General features: G+C 37.7%; 14 protein-coding genes. 10 read left to right on the top strand and 4 right to left on the bottom strand.

Translation table 11 applies throughout. From position 1 onward, the window contains the following. Positions 1-8: 8 nt before the first annotated feature. Positions 9-1,085, bottom strand: a complete 1,077-nt coding sequence (gene rutA / locus Q5N69_RS10195) for a pyrimidine utilization protein A (protein ID WP_304368809.1) — start codon at positions 1,083-1,085, stop codon at positions 9-11. 354 nt (positions 1,086-1,439) lie between these two features. Here rutA and rutR point away from each other — a divergent pair, with 354 nt between their 5' ends. Next, complete coding sequence (gene rutR, locus Q5N69_RS10190; protein WP_304368808.1) at positions 1,440-2,129, top strand: HTH-type transcriptional regulator RutR; 690 nt, start codon at positions 1,440-1,442, stop codon at positions 2,127-2,129. A 287-nt stretch (positions 2,130-2,416) separates the two neighbouring features. Here the strand turns inward: rutR and Q5N69_RS10185 are convergent, their stop codons facing one another. The 3 genes from Q5N69_RS10185 to Q5N69_RS10175 all read right to left on the bottom strand — a co-directional run bounded on the left by Q5N69_RS10185 (position 2,417) and on the right by Q5N69_RS10175 (position 6,552). Continuing rightward, positions 2,417-3,601, bottom strand: a complete 1,185-nt coding sequence (locus Q5N69_RS10185; protein WP_304368807.1) for an NAD(P)/FAD-dependent oxidoreductase — start codon at positions 3,599-3,601, stop codon at positions 2,417-2,419. Positions 3,602-3,733: 132 nt separating this feature from the next. Further along, positions 3,734-4,687, bottom strand: coding sequence for a histone deacetylase family protein (locus Q5N69_RS10180; RefSeq protein ID WP_304368806.1), 954 nt, complete (start codon positions 4,685-4,687; stop codon positions 3,734-3,736). 8 nt (positions 4,688-4,695) lie between these two features. Further along, positions 4,696-6,552, bottom strand: a complete 1,857-nt coding sequence (locus Q5N69_RS10175) for a bifunctional acetyl-CoA hydrolase/transferase family protein/GNAT family N-acetyltransferase (RefSeq protein ID WP_304368805.1) — start codon at positions 6,550-6,552, stop codon at positions 4,696-4,698. A 347-nt stretch (positions 6,553-6,899) separates the two neighbouring features. On the opposite strand from Q5N69_RS10175, the gene Q5N69_RS10170 reads away from it, so the two are divergent. The 9 genes from Q5N69_RS10170 (at position 6,900) to Q5N69_RS10130 (ending at position 16,918) form a co-directional block, all read left to right on the top strand. After that, positions 6,900-7,766, top strand: a complete 867-nt coding sequence (locus tag Q5N69_RS10170) for a S9 family peptidase (protein ID WP_304368804.1) — start codon at positions 6,900-6,902, stop codon at positions 7,764-7,766. A 52-nt stretch (positions 7,767-7,818) separates the two neighbouring features. Further along, on the top strand, positions 7,819-8,688 hold the full coding sequence (locus Q5N69_RS10165; RefSeq protein WP_304368803.1) for a BadF/BadG/BcrA/BcrD ATPase family protein: 870 nt from the start codon (positions 7,819-7,821) through the stop codon (positions 8,686-8,688). Between the two features lie 9 nt (positions 8,689-8,697). Continuing rightward, positions 8,698-9,825 (top strand): N-acetylglucosamine-6-phosphate deacetylase, encoded by a 1,128-nt coding sequence (gene nagA, locus Q5N69_RS10160; RefSeq protein WP_304368802.1) that lies wholly within the window; start codon positions 8,698-8,700, stop codon positions 9,823-9,825. A 54-nt stretch (positions 9,826-9,879) separates the two neighbouring features. After that, positions 9,880-10,653 carry a 2-dehydro-3-deoxy-D-gluconate 5-dehydrogenase KduD gene (kduD, locus tag Q5N69_RS10155; RefSeq protein ID WP_304368801.1) on the top strand — a complete coding sequence of 258 codons (774 nt, stop codon included), beginning with the start codon at positions 9,880-9,882 and terminating at the stop codon, positions 10,651-10,653. 336 nt (positions 10,654-10,989) lie between these two features. Then, on the top strand, positions 10,990-12,336 hold the full coding sequence (locus Q5N69_RS10150) for a sigma-54 dependent transcriptional regulator (RefSeq protein WP_304368800.1): 1,347 nt from the start codon (positions 10,990-10,992) through the stop codon (positions 12,334-12,336). A 13-nt stretch (positions 12,337-12,349) separates the two neighbouring features. Beyond that, positions 12,350-12,595, top strand: coding sequence for a histidine kinase (locus Q5N69_RS10145; protein WP_304368799.1), 246 nt, complete (start codon positions 12,350-12,352; stop codon positions 12,593-12,595). Between the two features lie 12 nt (positions 12,596-12,607). Next, the gene (locus tag Q5N69_RS10140; protein ID WP_304368797.1) at positions 12,608-14,086 is read left to right on the top strand and encodes an ATP-binding protein; all 1,479 of its coding nucleotides are present in this window, start codon (positions 12,608-12,610) and stop codon (positions 14,084-14,086) included. Between the two features lie 10 nt (positions 14,087-14,096). Continuing rightward, positions 14,097-14,549: a response regulator gene (locus Q5N69_RS10135; protein ID WP_304368796.1), complete on the top strand. Its 453-nt coding sequence runs from the start codon at positions 14,097-14,099 to the stop codon at positions 14,547-14,549. A gap of 359 nt (positions 14,550-14,908) precedes the next feature. Further along, positions 14,909-16,918, top strand: a complete 2,010-nt coding sequence (locus Q5N69_RS10130; RefSeq protein ID WP_304368795.1) for a response regulator — start codon at positions 14,909-14,911, stop codon at positions 16,916-16,918. Positions 16,919-17,180 lie beyond the last annotated feature (262 nt).

The raw sequence follows: 17,180 nt of genomic DNA, 5'->3' as shown, positions 1-17,180 counted from the left end.
ACGTTACCTTATTCGCTATAAATATGTTGTCGAGTTTTCATCAGCGGTTGGATTTTAGTACCAAAATCGTCCATTCCTTTAATAAAGTCGTCAAAGGTAAGCAACACACCTTTACATCCCGGCACAGTATCTATTTCATCTAACATCGCGGCTACTGATTCAAAAGAACCAACAAGGGTGCCCATATTTAAATTCACTGCCGAGGTAGGGTCTGTCATATCTCGTACATTAGTATCTTTGCCTGATTTTTTGTCTACCGCACCTTGCGTTGTCATCCAGTCTAGGGCTGATTGGTCTTTGCCTGATTTATATAATTCCCATTTAGCCATGGCTTTATCATCGGTTTCATCGGCAATAACCATGATTAAAACGGCTGAACTTACATCTCTTCCCGCTTTTGCGGCTTCCTCAACTAATCGCTCTGAAGTAGGTGCAAAGGCTGTAGGGGTATTTAAACCTTTACCAAAACAAAAATTATAGTCCGCATGCTTCGCTGAAAAGCCCATACCAGAGGCACTTTGCCCTGCACAAATGAGCGGAATTTTACCTTGCGGTTTAGGTAACATACGACAATCATCCATTTGGAAATGATCGCCTTTAAAATCACTTTTACCTGTTTCCCATAGTTCCTTAACTACAGTAATGTATTCTTCGAGATATTCGTAACGGTTTCCAAAAAACTCATCTCCTGGCCACATGCCCATTTGTGAGTACTCTGGACGTTGCCATCCTGTAACCAAATTAACGCCAAACCGACCGTTAGATATTGAATCGATTGTACTGGCCATTCTTGCCATTATAGCCGGCGGCATAACTAATGTAGCGGCGGTAGCGTAAAGTTGTATTTTAGAAGTAACGGCGGCTAAACCCGCCATCAGGGTAAACGAATCAAGGTTATAATCCCAAAACTCTGTTTCTCCTCCAAAACCACGCAATTTGATCATCGAAAGCGCAAAATCAAGACCATGCTCTTCTGCTTTAACGACAATCTGTTTGTTCAATTCGAAAGTGGGTTTGTATTGAGGCGAAGTTTTTGAAATTAACCAGCCATTGTTTCCAATTGGAATAAATACACCTATATCCATATTACTTCTCACTTAGTTTTGTTGCGATCAAACGCTACAGTTTGGGTTGTTAGTTTTCACTTAAATAAGTAAAACGTTAGAGCTTTAACTAAGCAGGATTTAGGCCATACACAAATAACCATTAAAATCAACACGTTAACCTTATGTAAATTTTCAATGTGGACTAAATGGTCTAATTTGGTTCAATTTAGTTCATATGTTGCTCAAAACTAGTGCAAAATTTAACCTTGTCGCAAAATCATTTGGTGGTTAGGCATATGGGTATCGCTTGACTATTATAAAATCACCTGATGGAATGTGTTGATGGATACATTTGTATCTTACAAAATGTAGTAGATTCTGGGGAGAAGCTAAATGTCAGGTACAGTAAACATTTCTAAATCTAAACAAAAAAAAACATCACGAACCTTCAGCTCTAAAACATTAGCAAAAAGAGAGCTTATTCTAAAAAACAAACGACAAAAGATAATGAAAGCTGCGCTGGATCTTTTTTCTAAACAAGGCATTAAGGGTACCCGTGTTGAGCAAATTGCTGAACTTGCAGGAGTCTCAAAAACAAATTTGTTGTATTATTTTAAAAATAAAGAACAACTTTATCTTGAGGTGATAACACAGTTACTAGAAGTGTGGTTAACACCACTACAAAGCTTTTCTGCTGAGCAAGAAGCAGTTAAAGCAATCACGCAGTATATAAAAGTAAAACTTGAGCTATCTAGGGATAATCCTGCTGAATCTAAACTGTTTTGTATGGAATTACTCCAAGGTGCGCCATTAATAACCAGTGTATTAAATACCAATGTACAAAGTTTGGTAAAGCAGAAAGCTCAGGTGATTCAGCAATGGATAGATCAAGGTAAATTGAAACCAATAGACCCATATCATTTAATTTTCAGTATTTGGGCAATCACTCAACATTATGCTGACTTCAATGTACAAATCTTAGCAGTCGCGGGAAAGGACTTAAACGATCCAGATTTTTTTAACTCGACCTTACAATCTATAACCCAACTTATTTTAAATGGTATTACAGATACATCGACATAATAGTGGTAAGTAATATTTAATAGAATCGAAGTTATAAGCGATGAGCGTTATATTGAGTAGAGGGGTCGTAAGAAATTACTCTCCGAAATACATATCGGTTCTCTTTTCTCATAGACGGCGTATTTCAAGCTAGTGTCGCCTAAAGTTTACATTTATGCCGCCTTGTTCTTTTATCTCTGACTTTTCAATTTAAATACCCCCTTTTAAACGGTCTTCGAATTCAAGGCCGTTTTTTTTGTTTCTATTGGTTTATCTAGAAGTAAAATTATTAAAAAGGGTAAAAATCACTAAGCATTTGTTCCTGCAACCCAGCCACTACTCCAAGCCCACTGAAAATTGTATCCACCGAGCCAGCCAGTAACATCGGTAGCTTCGCCAATAAAGAATAAACCAGGCACTGTTTTAACTTCCATTGTTTTAGATGATAAGTGATTAGTATTAAGTCCCCCAATAGTAACTTCGGCCGTCCTATATCCCTCTGTTCCTGAAGGTTTTAGATTCCAAGAGTGAATGTTTTCGGATAATAATTGAATTTGTTTATGGCTAAGTTGTTTAATAGGGACATTAGGGATTTCAAATAAATCTATTAACTTTTCTACGAATCTTTTAGCAAAATGGTTCGACAGTAAGTTCTTAGTAGATACATTAGGTTGTTCAGATAATGCTTTGTTGATAATGTCTGTTATATTTTCACTCGGGAGTAAATCAATTTCGACAATATCTCCAGAATGCCAATAAGACGAAATTTGTAATATAGCTGGCCCAGATAAACCTCGATGGGTAATCAGCATATCTTCGGCAAAAGAGGTGTTGTTTGTTGTTACGGTGACATTGGTTGATATACCTGAAACTTCTGCCAAAACTTCTTTTAATGCAGGATCCAAAGTAAAAGGAACTAAACCTGCTCTGGTTGGAAGTACTTCAAGATTAAACTGCTCTGCTATTTTATAGGCAAATGGAGTTGCGCCTAACTTAGGCATAGATAAACCACCAGTTGCAATGATTAAGCTTTCACATTGATAATCAGATTTATTGGTTTTAATAAGGAACTGACCTGACTCTAACTTTTCGATACTTAGTATTTCAGTTTGGAAGCTAAAGTTAACAGCGCTTTGTTCGCACTCAGAAACAAGCATAGCTACAATTTCTTTAGCTGAATCATCACAAAATAATTGCCCTAAAGTCTTTTCATGATATGGAATTTTGTATTTCTCGACCAAAGAAATAAAGTCCCACTGTGTGTATTGGTTTAGTGCTGATTTACAAAAATGAGGGTTTTTGCAAAGAAACTTTTCTGGTTCAATATAGTAATTAGTAAAGTTACTTCTACCTCCACCTGATATTAAAATCTTTTTACCCGGCTGTTTTGCATGATCAAGGACAACTGTTTTTCTTCCTCTTTCGCCAGACTTTGAAGCAGCCATAAGACCTGCAGCACCTGCTCCAATAACAACAACATCAAATTTCAACACGTTTAAACTCTCAACATTTACCTTTAAGAGAATTATACCACTACTGCCTTAATAACTTATATTATTGGTTATTTAAACTTTACTTTAATTTGATTAACCGAATAGTTTTGAACATTAAACAGCTGACTTAAATTAACCGCCAATTAAACCATTAATATGCGCCACTACACTTCTGCCTAGTGCGCTGGGTGCATATCCACCTTCAAGTACAGACACAATGCGCCCTTCACTATATTGATTAGCGATAGCTCTAACTTCATCCGTTATCCAGCGATAATCGGCTTCTGTTAAACTAACTTGCGACATTTCGTCTTCAATATGTGCGTCAAAACCAGCAGAAATGAAAATCATCTCTGGCTTAAATTTATGTAGTGCAGGTAACCAATGTTCTGCTAATTTTTCTCGAAACTCTGGACCTTTCGTTGTCGCGGCTAAAGGTACATTGATAATAGGTGGCGTGTCGCTTTCTGTTACTTCAAAAGGATAAAGGGGATATTCATAGCTTGAGCAAAACAAATAACCTTTATCGTCTGCTGCCGTCGCATTAAAATGATTCGTTATAATATCTTCCGTACCATTACCGTGATGAACATCAAAATCCACAATAGCAACACGCTTTAAGCCATATTTCTGTTTTGCATAAGCAGCAGCAATTGCTACATTATTAAAAAAGCAAAAACCCATGCTTTTATTGCGCGTGGCATGATGACCGGGCGGCCTTGTTAAACAAAACGCGGCTCTTAACTTTTTATCCATCACCAAATCCACAGCATCTACTGCAGCGCCAGCAGAATATAAAATAGAAGTGAGGGTTTTATCGTTCATCACCGCATCAGGACCCGTTGTAAAGTGTCCTTCGCCAGCCTGTGGTGCATTATCATAAACAAAGTCTATGTGATCTTGAGTATGTGCTAATGCAAATAAGCTTTTCTCTATAGGTTTAGAGTCAAACTGCCTAATAACATATTCCAAACCACTGCGGATAAGTTGATCAGATATAGCATCTAATCGTTTGCCATTTTCTGGGTGGTGCTCGCCCATGTCGTGCTCAGCACAGTGATAATGTCCTATTATTCCAACAGTCATGGTAATCCCTATTTTTCTTGTAGTGGCAGTTCTAAACTTACTTCATCAAAATCTTCACTTGGTTGACGAATAAATCCTGCTCTCTCAAATACTTTTAACATAGAAGCATTATCGCGTCGTACACAAGCAACTAAACTGTTTAGTTTACGAATTTTGGCAATGGCAATAATCTCGCCCAATAAAGTACTCGCCATACCTAAGCCGCGTAAGCTTTCTTTAATCACAAAAGCGACTTCGCCACTATTAATGGTTTCAAGATAATAGTATCGAGCAACAGCGTAAATAGCTTCACCTAACGCATCTTTTTTGGTGAAACATAAAGCTAAGTCAGTATGCTGATTAACACTCACCAAGTTACAAGATTTTTCTCGTGTCATCTGAGTCACGTGATGGTTATAACGCATCATTAAAGTTTCTTTATTATGAGAATAAAAGAACTCTTGCAGCTTACGTTCATCTGCTGGAGCTAATGGACGCAATATATATTTCATTTTATCGAAGATGAAATGCTTCATCTCGATTGAACCTAATTCAGGCACCGAGCTTGGTGAAGTTTCTTGATATTCAGGCACCCAGTAATGTTTACGTACATCATTAAGTAGTTGATCTCTAAATTTAGGATGCGCAATACGAATAAGCTCTAAAGCACGTTCTCGTATACTTTTGCCACGTAACGACGCAATACCGAATTCTGTTACTACATACGAGACATGACCACGAGACGTAACCACCCCACCGCCCTCAGTTATATGAGCAACAATACGGGAAATCTTGCCGTCTTTAGTGGTTGAAGGTAGCGCGATAATCGGTTTGCCGCCGTTGCTTAACGAAGCGCCACGCACAAAATCTACTTGCCCACCAATACCACTATAAAACTGATAGCCAATTGAATCTGAAACCACCTGCCCAGTTAAGTCCACTTCAATCGCACTATTAATAGAAATCATATTGTCATTTCTGGCAATTTTGACGGGCGAGTTAACATGCTCTGATGGATAAAATTCTATATGAGGATTACCATCAACATAGTCGTAAACCTTTTGGCTGCCAATACAGAAAGTCGCGACAGACTTACCTTTATGATAAGTTTTCTTACGGTTATTGATCACGCCTTTAAGCATTAAATCAATCAAACCGTCAGAGATCATTTCGCTGTGTACCCCTAAATCTTTATGGTTACCTAAATAGGTTAATACCGCTTCGGGGATTTTACCTATACCTATCTGCAAGGTGGCGCCATTTTCAACCAACATAGAAACGTACTGACCAATTTGCTCAGTACGTTGATCCATTTCAGGTGGCATAATTTCAGGAATAGCTTGGTCAACATGAATAGAGGCATGAATTTGGTTTACATGAACAAAGCTATGACCATTGGTACGTGGCATTTTTGAATTTATTTGTGCAATAACATACTTAGCAGATTTCAATGCAGATGAAACAATGTCAACACTCACACCAAGAGAGCAGTAACCATATTCATCTGGTGGACTTACCATAATTAACGCTACATCCAGCGGTAATACATTTTCGTTAAATAAACGTGGAACGTCAGAAATAAAACATGGCGTATAGTCGCCACGCCCTTCTGCAATAGCTTCACGAATATTCTTACCACCGATAAACAAGCTATTTACTTTAAATAAGTCTTTATGCTCTGGTTTTGCCCACACGTTTTCAGACAAAGTTAACATGTGCACCGTTTCAATATCGTGGAAACCTTGGCTATTGGCAATTAAGTCATCTATTAATGCGTTAGGAACTGCGGCATTCGACCCTATAAATATACGATTACCCGACTTGAGATAATCGCCCCATTTAATGGTTTGTTTATTACTATCAGCTGACTCATGTTGTTTCGTCATAACGTTTCCTTGGCTGAAATCTATGTGTTTAGCTATCGCGTTATCATCTTTCATTTTAGCCTATGCTAACACCTGAAAGCTTAATTATGTCTAAAGTATGCGCTTATTAAAAAAGTGTTTATTGACCGCTATCAATTGTATCTTGGTTTTATTCAACTATTTGTAGATGTAGATATAGAATAAAATGACTTGGTAAATATTGGTTCACACTATAATCTCAATCTTTATCAAGACTATCAATGAGACTTTAGTTGAACTTAAACTAAAATCACATGTTTTTTAATAACATAGAATGCAATAATTCAGTCTCTTAATGTTAACTATCCCAAAATATAAAAGGTAAGTTCATGAAACGTTTTTCAAAACTATATTTGCTCTGCATGTTAGCTGTACTGGGCTTATCAAACCTAAGTCACGCAAAATCTCATGGTGAATATGCAGCAAGTTCAGAAGAACTAACTTTTGAGTCTAACGGTAAGAAAATGTCAGGTTTTATTTACAAAGCCGCAGGTAAAGGACCTCACCCAAGCGTATTGTTATTACATGGCTACCCTGGAAACGAAAAGAATTTAGATGTTGCCCAAGCCTTAAGAAGTAAAGGTTGGAACGTTGTGTTTTTTCATTACCGAGGTGCCTGGGGTAGCGAAGGTGAATTCTCTTTTTTAAATGCTGAGACTGATGTGCAAAGTGTTTTGAAATACATGAAAAACAACGCTGATAAATTACGTATTGATGAAAAATCCATATCACTTGTAGGTCATAGCATGGGTGGTCATTTGTCGATAGCTGGCATACTAGACAACCCAGAAGTCAGTTGTGCGGTCGCTTACGATGGAGCTAACTTAGGCGTTAATGATCTGGGCATAGCAGCGGACCCTGCAACAACAATTCCTTGGGAAGAATACAGCGACACCTTGTTTATGTTAGAAGGATGGTCTGGCGAAAAAGCTCTAACCGAGCTAAAAGAAAACGCCAAAGCCCTTAACTTAGTGCGTCGAGTAAATTCGTTAAACGGCAGACCTGTATTGCTTATCCCAGCCGATACCGCTGTTATCCCTATGGAGTCGCATATCACGCCGTTATTAAAAGCATTACGTAGCACTAAAAACAGTAAAATTTCTTATAAGTTGATCAGCGACGACCACAGTTTTAACTCATCTCGTGAAGAACTTATTACCACCACAATCGACTTTTTAGAGTCAAACTGTAAGTAGCCTGAACTCATAATAAACCGTCAGAAATCAACAATAACGCTAGGAGCAATAGGTGAATAATCCTCAAAAATACTTTATAGGTATCGATGGCGGAGGCACAAAGTGCAAAGCACGTTTAGAAGATGCTCAAGGCAATGTATTAGCGGAAACATTTGCTGGACCTGCAAATGCTGCGGGTGATCTTAATGGTTCTATTCATTCTATTTTAGAAGCTACTGACAAAGTGATTGCGGAATCAGGCATCGCCAATTTAACACCACAAGATATTCATGCAGGTATAGGTTTAGCAGGCTTGAATATTCCTGAAGTGATGACCGAATTCAAAGCTAAATCACTGCCCTTTGCCAACACCAATATAACGACCGACCTATACATAGCTTGTTTAGGCGCACACCAAATAGATGATGGTGCGATAATAATTATTGGAACAGGCTCTTCAGGTGTTGCCATAAAACGTGAGCAACAATTTGAATTAGGTGGTCATGGTTTTGCCGTTGGCGATAAAGCCAGTGGCGCTTGGTTAGGAAAGATGGCAGTAACGCATACTTTAGAAGCACTTGATGGCATCAAAAACCGAGATAAATTTACTGATGATGTTATGGCATTTTTAGGCTGCTCAACAGCGCATCAATTAGTCACCTTAACATTAGGCGCTAAACCACACTTTTTTGCCACACTTGCGCCTTTGATATTTTCTCTAGCTAAACAAGAAGAACCTTTTGCTAAAGCCTTAGTAGAAGACGCTGCCGATTACATTAACAAACTAAGCAAGCAGCTATTCAAGTTGAAGCCAGCAAGGTTCTCATTAATCGGTGGTCTTACCGACAGTATCACACCGTATTTAGATCCTGAGCTTAAAGCACAAATTCAAAGCCCCTTAGGAAGCCCTGAACAAGGGGCTATTTTATATTCAAAGTATTAGGGTAAAAACATGCGCTACTTTGCACAACGTTTATTTGATGGATTGGTCTTTAAAAGTAACCAAGTCATTACGGTAAAAAATCAGAAAATTGTTTCAGTGGAACAAGGCACAGCGGATGAAGCCGACACCTTGCTCTCAGGCTTAGTTGCACCTGGATTTATTGATGTTCAAGTCAACGGTGGCGGCGGTAAGTTATTTAATAATGAGCCGAATTTAGCCACGTTAGAAACCATGAGTCGTGCTCATCAAACCTTTGGTACAACAGCTATGTTGCCAACACTAATTACTGATAACTTGGCAACGATGACATTAGCGGCAAATGCTGTTGCATTAGCTTTAACAAATAAAATCCCTGGCATCATCGGTATTCATTTTGAAGGTCCACATTTAAGTTCGCCTAAAAAAGGCATACACCCTGAATCTCATATACGCCCCATATCTGAGAAAGAATTAGCTTTATTTAAACGTAAAGACTTAGGTGTTGTTTGTGTCACCTTAGCGCCAGAAAATGTTTCATGTGATGTTATAAAAGAACTGGTTAGTTCAGGTGTAAAAATCTGTTTAGGCCATTCAAATGCCAGTGTTGAACAAACCCTTGCGGCTATAGATGCAGGAGCTACAGGCTTCACTCATTTATATAACGCAATGTCGCCACTCACTAGCCGCGCCGCAGGTATGGTGGGAGCTGCTTTATTAAGAGATGAAGCTTATTGTGGGCTTATTGTTGATCACGAACACGTTGATAAAGTGAGCTGTCAGCTTGCCATAAAGTGTAAAACCAGCGAGAAGATCATGTTAGTTACCGATGCTATGTCTCATGTCGGTAGCAACCAAACCTTGTTAACTTTCGCAGGTATGGAAATTTCTAGAACAGGTAACAAATTAACGATTGAAGGCGGTCGCTTAGCAGGCTCAGCGTTAGACATGGCAACAGCAGTGCGAAATACTGTAACCAACCTTGATACTCCGTTAGATCAAACCTTACAAATAGCTTCATCAACCCCTGCCAAGTTTGTTGAATTGCAAAATACCAAAGGTCAGTTAAGTGAGGGCTATGATGCTGATTGGATTGTTTTAACTGATGATTTGCATGTGACACAAACCTATATTGGCGGTAAACAAGTTTTCAGTGTGTAACATAAAGTCATCACCCCTTATAAAACTCACAATCAATACTATGGAATTATAAAAATGAATACCCCTGATTTATCATTGTTTTCGTTGGTAGGAAAAACCGCTCTTGTAACAGGTGCAAGTAGAGGTTTAGGGCAAGCCATAGCAGTAGGTTTGGCTAAAGCTGGTGCCACTATTATTTGCAGTAGCTCAAAAGAAAATGGCACGCTAGAAACTGAAAACATGATCAAAAACATTGGCGGAAAATCTTTTTCCGTAAGTGCGGACTTATCAGATCAGGATGCAGTTAACTCTATGGTTAACGCTGCATTTGAGTTTACAGGCACCATTGATATTTTAGTAAACAACGGCGGTACAATTTCTCGATATCCGGCAGACAAATACCCGTTAAACGAGTGGCAAAAAGTGATTGATGTGAATTTAAATTCAGTTTTTCAAATCTGCCAATTGGTTGGAATAAAAATGCTAGAGAAACAAGCAGGCAAAATCATTAACATTGCTTCTATGTTGTCTTACACCGGCGGTATTACAGTTCCTGCTTACACAGCCAGTAAACATGCTGTTGTTGGTATAACCAAAGCGTTAGCTAATGAATGGGCTAGCAAAAACATTCAAGTTAATGCCATAGCGCCAGGATATTTTCGTACAGACAATACTCAAGCCCTGCAAGATAACCCAGAGCGCAATGCTGATATTGAAAAAAGAATACCCGCTGGAAAATGGGGAGAGCCAGAACAGCTCGTTGGCGCGGTTACTTTCTTAGCCAGTTCAGCCAGCGATTATGTTAATGGTCATGTTTTAGCGGTTGATGGTGGTTGGCTAGCTCGTTAATGATTATTCAAGAACAAAATAAAACCCTAAACTCTTGAAATAAAAGTTCTCAACACAATTCTTTATTTTAATTGTGATCCAGAATAGTTAAACCAACGTATAGGTAAAAAAGAGTGCAACAAGATTAAGTTCTGTTGAAAGAATATGTTTATTCTTCTCAAACTCTTATCAATAGTGAGGTTTCATCTTAAATCATCTACAATTGCCAAGATCAACATTTACAACGCATACTCAATGTTTAGTTATTCAATTACACACGAATACAAACAAAAGAACTAACAATCAATATAAACTAAGTATCCAATGTTACTTAGCCCTAAAGAGTGAAGGATAACCGTGTTAAATATATTATTAGTAGATGATGACGAAGAATTTACAGGCGTCGCTTGTCATATTATTGAATTTCTTGGTCACGATGTTTTAACAGCCAACTCTTTACAAGATGCTTATCAAGTTCTTGAGCACAATGAATTCGATCATATATTTCTAGATTTTATGTTACCTGATGGCAGCGGCTTACATTTAATTGATCACATCAACAAACAAGAAAAAACGCCTTACATTACCCTAATTACCGGACATCCTTTAGTTAAAGGCATGTTAACTAGCTTATGTGGACCTAAAATAGGTTACATCGCTAAGCCTTTACAGCGTGAAGATTTAGAACAAGCGTTAAACCAAAAAGCTAAACCCGTTTCAGGTAAAAAAAATAAAGCTTCAATGCCAAATAAACATTTTGATTGTTTAATTGGTGAGTCGCCAGCCATGCAAGAGCTTTACACCATGATAGAGCGTGTAGCTCTTACCCAAGCCAATGTAATGTTGATGGGAGAAAGCGGCGTTGGTAAAGAAGTTGTTGCGCAAGCCATACATCACGCCACCAACAAAGCTAACAATAGTCAGCATAAACTCGTTGCCACTAACTGTGGAGCTATGACTAAAGACTTAATTGTGAGTGAATTATTTGGTCATGAAAAAGGCGCATTTACCGGCGCTATCGCAAAAAAAGAAGGTGTATTCCAACTCGCTGGCAACGGTACTTTATTTTTAGATGAAGTGACTGAAATGCCCATCGATATGCAGCCTAACTTATTACGTGTGCTTGAAAACAAAAAAGTAACACCGGTAGGTGGCACTAAAGAAATCGACGTTAATTGTCGAGTTATTTCTGCCTCAAACCGCTCTGTAGCCGAAATCGCTGAAAAGAAATGTTTACGTGAAGATATCTACTTCCGCCTTGCCGTTTTCCCTATTTCAATTCCAGCGCTGCGCGAACGTAAAGAAGACATTCCTTTATTAGCTAATACCTTTTTAAATGAACTGAATGACGAGTATGAACGTAACTACCAATGGGCTGCAGTGCAACTTCAACGCTTAGTAGATTACGATTGGCCTGGTAATGTACGTGAATTACGCCACACCATTCATCGCGCATTTATTATGTCTGAACCACAATCAACATCGATAGAATTGCCAAAAGATTTTCGTTCACCTTTCTCATCGGTTTCAGATAAAAAACATAGCTTGGCTGCAGGTCAAACAATAGAAGATGTTGAAAAAGAACTAATAAAAGTTACCCTTGCAGACGTTGATGGAAACAAATCATTAGCTGCAGAAATGCTAGGTATTAGTACCAAAACCCTTTACAACCGTCTGCACGCTTATGGCGAATTTAAAGAATAAATAGGTAATCAATATGAGTGCGACACAAAATAATGAAAACAATAGCGGTGCTAATATCCAAGATCCAGCATCAAAAAACATTAATGAATTGATACATGATGCTCGCGCGCCTTTAAACAGAATATCTATGCAAGCTGAACTTATTAAACTAGTGCTTGAAAATGATATGCCGCGAGAAAAAGCGCTAGAAGCTGCAACTAAGATCATTAATTCATGCCAAGAATGTAGTCAATTCTTGGAACAAATTTCAAATAAATAAACGAGTCATTTAATGTCAACCATCGAACGATTATTCAATAACAGAAAAGTATCGTGGGCGTTAGTTTATATTATTGTTACGGCTGTTATTTTTATTAATGTCAGCCTAGCAATCAAAACGGTTGACGAATTAGCTAAAACACAAAAAGGCTTAACCAATACGGGTGAAGTTATCTTATCCCTCGACAAGTTACACATTCTTGTACTATCTGCAGAAACAGGACAACGAGGTTATTTACTCACTGAAAATGAAGAATATCTAGCACCTTACCAAGAAGCCATCTCGTTAGTTATGAACCAAATCAAAGAGGTTAAAAAACTCCGCCTTGATATGGTGGGCCTTGAAAGCAAGCAAATTGAATTACTCAGCTTAGTTGAGCAAAAATTAATAGAGCTTAGCTTTACCGTTGAATTAGCCTTAGGCGATCAAGAAAAGAAAGCCCTTAAAGCCATGATGACCGGGCGCGGAAAAAACTTCTACAACGAAATAAAACAGCATTTTGATGAGTTGCAAGGTGCCGAAATTAAACACCGTAATCATCTTTATAAAAAATTAGAACTTATTGAAAAAGAAGCTAAATTCACCTTCAGTATTTCAGCTATCACCAGTTTTTTACTGTTATTAGGTTTATGGGTTTTAGTCCGAGTTAATAATAAAGCTGAACAACAATACAAAGATTCTTTAGAAGCACAAAACCTCAAACTTGTTGATGAAGTAAAGCTAAGAACTAAAGAATTGACCCTTTATTCAGAAGAGCTTTCTCGCAGTAACCGTGAGTTAGAAGACTTTGCTTTTGTTGCCTCTCATGATCTGCAAGAACCTTTAAGAAAAATTAGAGCTTTTGGTGACCGGTTAATGACAAGCTACGCTGCCGACATAGATCCAACCGGTCAAGACTATCTAAAGCGCATGTACAATGCTGCCGAACGTATGTCTAACTTAATCAGCGACCTATTAGAATATTCGCGCATTAACACACGCGGCAAAGAGTTTGTTGAAGTGTCTCTCGATCAAGTTTTAGTTGATGTAATAGGCGATTTAGAAGTTGCAATAGAAGAAAGTTCTGCGGTTATTAAAGCAGACCCATTACCTCAAATTAATGGCGACATCACACAACTTAATCAGCTTTTTTTAAACTTATTAAGTAACGCTATTAAATTTAGAAAACCTGATACTTCGCCTGTGATCAACATTAGTTACAAAGAAGAAACAATTTTCGATAACGTTCTTAAAACAGATAGCTTATGGTACGAAATAAAAGTTAAAGACAACGGCATTGGATTTTCACAAGAATTTGAAGACAAAATATTTATTCCGTTTCAACGCTTACATGCCCGTACTCAATACAAAGGAACAGGTATTGGGCTTGCCGTATGTCGACGTATTGTTGAACGCCATGGTGGTGAAATTTCAGTAAAAAGTGAAACCGACTTAGGGTCTGAATTCATTATAAAAATCCCACACAACTTTATATATACAACAACCGGTTAAGGTAATTTTAATGAACACGAATGCAATCACTATATTAATAGCTGACGACGATGAAGACGACAGACTATTAACACAAGATGCCCTAACCGAAAGCCGCGTGCTTAATACACTTTATTGTGTAGAAGACGGTGTAGAGTTACTTGAATATTTAAATCGCGAAGGTAAATATCAAGATAAAACAAAATCGCCGCGCCCTAACTTAATTTTGTTAGATTTAAACATGCCACGTAAAGATGGTCGCGAAGCCCTTAAAGAGATTAAAGCCAATCCTGATCTTAAAGGCATTCCTGTTGTTATCTTAACCACATCAAAACAAGAAGAAGATAAAGTAAAAGGCTACAACTTAGGTGCAGCCTCATACATCACCAAGCCAGTAAACTTTGAAGGTTTAGTGGATTTAATGAAAACCTTAGGAAAATATTGGATAGAATTTGTAGAGTTTCCAGATTCTGAAGATAAGTAATACCAAACGGATTAATTTATTGCTCACTTAGCGAGAATTAAAAGGCTTAGAGGCACAGGTTCATAGTTCCAGACTGAACCTAAGCACCTACATCCATGTAGGCGAGGCATTGATTGAAGAGAATGGTTATTCCCTTGTCAAAATCAATAACGCGGCATATAAGCTTTTAAATTCTCGCCCTTGGGGAGCTCATTAGCAAACTGATAACATCACAAAATTGAAGAAATATAGAATAACTATGTTTAATCAATTTTGCTTGTTCTAAGCTTGCTAATGTAGCTCTAAGTTGCTCAATAAATTAACCCGTTTGGTATAATCTAAATTTAGATTAACCTCAGCCAAAGGGTAATACTTAAGTTATGTCTAGTGCGGTTAAAAGTGTTTTATTAGTAGAAGATGACGAAGATGATTACATACTGACAAGTGATTATCTTCAGCAAGTGTCTAACTACGAGTTCGATATTCAATGGACTGATAGCTCTACTGAAGCACTTGAGTTACTTAAACAAAACAAGCACGACATCTGTTTATTAGATTACCAACTTGGCTCAATTAATGGTTTAACAGTATTAAAGCAAGCGATTAGTGAAGGCTGTGGCATACCTATTATTATGCTAACGGGTCAGTCAGACAATCAACTTGATAACGATGCGCTAGATGCTGGTGCTGTTGATTACGTAGTAAAGTCTGAACTAAATACCAATCGCTTCCACCGTGCTATTCGTTACGCTCTTTCGCGAAAAGAGATTGAAAATGAACGACTAGAGCGTATTAAAGCTGAAACAAGAAACCGCTCAAAAGATAAGTTTGTTGCACACCTTAGTCATGAATTGCGTACACCTTTAACCTCTATTTTAGGTTATACCGAGCTGCTCTTATTTAATAAAGACAATGCCCACATACAGTCAGAATTAAACACCATTTTAAATAATGGCAAACACTTATTAGGGCTACTTAATAACGTATTAGACTTATCTAAAATAGCGGCTGACAAACTAGAGCTTAACTACTCAACTATCGCCTTAGACAGCTTTATAGTGGACTTGTATGCATTATTATCTGTAGCGGCAGAAGACAAAGGCATAGAACTAAACATTAACGCTAAAACAGCCTTACCACTAAATATTAATGCTGATGAATTAAGACTTCGACAGGTATTTATTAACCTGATCCATAACGCAATAAAGTTTACCGACAAAGGCCAAGTCAACATTGATATTTGGCTAGAAACCAATAACGAAAGTTCACCTAAAAACACACTACATTGCACAATTACCGATACTGGCATTGGTATTCCTAAACACTTATTAAGCACTATATTTAAGCCATTTGAACAAGTAGAAGATATAGTTTCGCGCAACGAAGAAGGCGCAGGTTTAGGGCTAGCCATTTGTTGTGAACTATTAAAACAAATGAATGGCACCATCAGAGTTGAGTCTGAAGTAAACGTAGGTAGTAAGTTTATTATCAGCCTAGATCTAGGTGACTTATCAAACACCTGTATCGAACCATTAGCTTTTAACCGAGTTAATACCAGCCCGATGCTACAAAGCCTGCCTTCATTAGCAGGTCATGTATTAATTGTTGATGATATAAAAGATATTAGAATCCTTATGGGCTTTATTTGTGGCTCATTTGATTTAGAAACCTCTTTTGCCATCAATGGCGAACACGCCATCACCAAAATAGTTGAAGCTCAACAACAAGCTAATCCATTCGATGCCATTTTGATGGATATTCATATGCCTGTATTAGATGGCAAACGCGCTATTTTACAATTAAGAGAAATGGGCATAACCACTCCAATAATAGCGGTTACCGCCGCCACCATGAAAGGAGTACAAACAGAACTTAAAAGTTTGGGCTTTAACGATGTAGTAGCTAAGCCTGTCGACAAACATGGTCTGTATCAAGTCCTATCACGCTGCTTAAATAAACAAGACGTTAGCAAATCAACGGAGCAAACTACACTACAATCAAAACAGCAAATCGTAAAAACACCAAAGCAAGAAGCGAAACACTTCCTTATTATTGAAGACGATAAAGATGCAGCTCAAATAACTGCTCTTTTGCTTAATAGCCTGAGCATCGAAACGACACTAGCTCATAGCGCTGCTGAAGCATTATCTCTTTTAAGTAATGGAATAAACAACGCCAGCAGCCCAAGTTATGATCGTATATTGTTAGACATTAATTTACCCGACGCTAATGGATTAGAGCTATCTAAAGAAATACGAGAGCTATCGCCTGCGAGTAAAATTACTATTATTAGTGGTAACGATATTTCAGCAAAAGTTTTATTAGATTTCTCAATCGACCAAGCCCTGTTAAAACCAATTAACTTAGACATGCTCAAAAACCTAGCTTAGTCGCTATTAATAAACATTTATAAATCATTTCCACCTAATACCTAGTAAATTTATAGCAAACTGGATCACACCCCTTATTTAATTCAGCTTAAATTATCCGACCATGAAAATACTACATTCCCTTTGTAAACTTTACTGTTCCATTAAGTCTCATCAAAAACAAAAATAAAATAAAACCAATAATAACAACAGGTTAATTGATGGCACGACAATCGCATTATCTATAAGTAAGAATCAAGTCATTAAGCAATAAATCAGAAAG

The organism is Pseudocolwellia sp. AS88, from assembly GCF_030551755.1.
Taxonomy (GTDB): Bacteria; Pseudomonadota; Gammaproteobacteria; order Enterobacterales; family Alteromonadaceae; genus Pseudocolwellia.
Note: the sequence above shows the minus strand (reverse complement) of the source record. Positions and strands in the feature narration are given on the sequence as shown.

Coding starts and splice junctions, on each gene's coding strand:
- Q5N69_RS10180 (WP_304368806.1), bottom strand. CDS start 4,687: ATGACTGTTGGAATAATAGGACATTATCACTGTGCTGAGCACGACATG.
- nagA (WP_304368802.1), top strand. CDS start 8,698: ATGCGCTACTTTGCACAACGTTTATTTGATGGATTGGTCTTTAAAAGT.
- Q5N69_RS10130 (WP_304368795.1), top strand. CDS start 14,909: ATGTCTAGTGCGGTTAAAAGTGTTTTATTAGTAGAAGATGACGAAGAT.
- Q5N69_RS10145 (WP_304368799.1), top strand. CDS start 12,350: ATGAGTGCGACACAAAATAATGAAAACAATAGCGGTGCTAATATCCAA.
- Q5N69_RS10175 (WP_304368805.1), bottom strand. CDS start 6,552: ATGACGAAACAACATGAGTCAGCTGATAGTAATAAACAAACCATTAAA.
- kduD (WP_304368801.1), top strand. CDS start 9,880: ATGAATACCCCTGATTTATCATTGTTTTCGTTGGTAGGAAAAACCGCT.
- Q5N69_RS10135 (WP_304368796.1), top strand. CDS start 14,097: ATGAACACGAATGCAATCACTATATTAATAGCTGACGACGATGAAGAC.
- Q5N69_RS10170 (WP_304368804.1), top strand. CDS start 6,900: ATGAAACGTTTTTCAAAACTATATTTGCTCTGCATGTTAGCTGTACTG.
- rutA (WP_304368809.1), bottom strand. CDS start 1,085: ATGGATATAGGTGTATTTATTCCAATTGGAAACAATGGCTGGTTAATT.
- rutR (WP_304368808.1), top strand. CDS start 1,440: ATGTCAGGTACAGTAAACATTTCTAAATCTAAACAAAAAAAAACATCA.
- Q5N69_RS10140 (WP_304368797.1), top strand. CDS start 12,608: ATGTCAACCATCGAACGATTATTCAATAACAGAAAAGTATCGTGGGCG.